The sequence below is a fragment of the Allomesorhizobium camelthorni genome (assembly GCF_011045125.1).
GTDB lineage: Bacteria > Pseudomonadota > Alphaproteobacteria > Rhizobiales > Rhizobiaceae > Allomesorhizobium > Allomesorhizobium camelthorni.
On sequence record NZ_JAAKZF010000229.1, the window covers coordinates 1 to 1,628 of the forward strand.

The 1,628-nt window shown below is 62.8% G+C and carries 1 protein-coding gene; it reads left to right on the plus strand.

The annotated features are described in order from the left end of the window. The first annotated feature begins 71 nt into the window (after nt 1-71). A complete protein-coding gene (locus G6N73_RS35495) occupies nt 72-1,241 on the plus strand; it encodes an IS110 family RNA-guided transposase (protein ID WP_165034512.1) in 1,170 nt (389 codons plus the stop codon). Nucleotides 1,242-1,628 lie beyond the last annotated feature (387 nt).

Consider the following 1,628-nt stretch of genomic DNA (forward strand, 5'->3'; position numbering starts at 1 on the left):
TTAAGATGCTATGGGGCCGGCGGCGAAGGTGGCACTTTCGGCGCTTCCAACCAACTCGATGGAGAGCCCCCATGCCGCAATCAAACGATCTGAGCCGGTCCGTCGCCACCCTCTGCCAGGAAGGCACAATCGTCGTCGTTATCGAGATGAGTCAATCGAGCTGGCTTGTCGCGGGAATGTTGCCGGGCGTTGAACGACACCCCCTGAAGAAGCTGGCGCCTGATGAGAATGGGCTGTTGCGGCTTGTCCATCGCTGGCGTGACGAAGCGGCCCAGTTGGAGCGCGAGATCGAACGCATCGTTGTCGCCTTCGAGGCAGGGCGTGACGGCTTTTGGCTGGCACGCTGGCTCAGGACGCGCGGTATCGAAGCCTATGTCATGCATCCATCGAGCGTCGCCGTGTCGCGTGAGCACCGGCGTGCGAAGACCGATCGCCTCGACACGGAGCTGCTGATGCGCGCCTTCCTTGGCTGGCTGCGTGGAGAAAAGCGCCACTGCAGCATGGCGGCTATTCCGACAATCGAAGAGGAAGACGCCAAGCGGCCGAACCGCGAGCGAGAAAAGCTGGTCGGCGATCGCACGCGCATCATCAACCGCATGAAGGCGGCGCTGGCCCGCCTGGGAATCCGTGGGTTCAATCCGACGTTGCGCAAGGCGGAGGAAAAGCTCGTTGCGTTGCGCACGGCGGAAGGTATCCCTCTTCCTGAAAACACCCAGGCGGAGTTCCGCCGCGACATGGCGCGGCTACGTCTGGTGCGTGAGCAGATCAAGGCCATCGAGCAGGAACGTCTGCGCAAGCTGGAGACGGCCGCGGCTGCCGAAAAGGGACCTCACGCGATGGTTCGCCTGATCGCGAGTGTCATCGGCGTCGGCATCGAGACCGCGGATATGCTCGTGCACGAGGTCTTGTCCCGCAACCTTCGGGATCGAAAGGCGGTAGCGCGCTATGCTGGCCTCACCGGCTCTCCTGACGAGAGCGGCACGCGACGGCGCGAGCGAGGCCTCGCAAGAGCCGGCAATGCCCGGGTGCGGCGCGGGATGATCCAGCTCGCCTGGCGTTTTCTCCGGTTCCAGAAGGATAGCGCTTTGGCGCAATGGTTTCGGAAGCGGACAGAGGATGGTCGCGGAGGCACGCGCAAGACCATGATCGTGGCCGTCGCGCGGCGCCTGCTCATCGCGCTCTGGCGCATGGCCACCATGGGCGAGATCCCGCAGGGCGTCGCACTGCGTGCGGCTGCGTAGCATAGACGGAGAGGACCAACCATCGGAGCCTGCGGCGCCAAGCTCGCCGGGTTCCCAATAATCCGAGGCGGTGGCGTACCGGCTTGGCACATGGGCTTTTCACCGTGATTAAGAATGGTCCCGCCGCCCCGGAGCCTTGCTCGCGATGCGCATTACTGCATCATGGTCCGGGTCTCAGCACCCGCCGCATACAAGTACGCGAGAACATTGTCTCGCACCTGGCAGGCTCCCCTCGGCATCGACGTTCGTGACGACCGCAGTCCCAAGCTTTGCTGTTATGCCGCTGGCCCAGCGTCATCGTTTTAGTCACCAATCGACCAGCCCTCCAATCGAACGAGGCCATGAATGAATGAAAAAAGATCGTTGACAAAAACCTCCCCATACAAG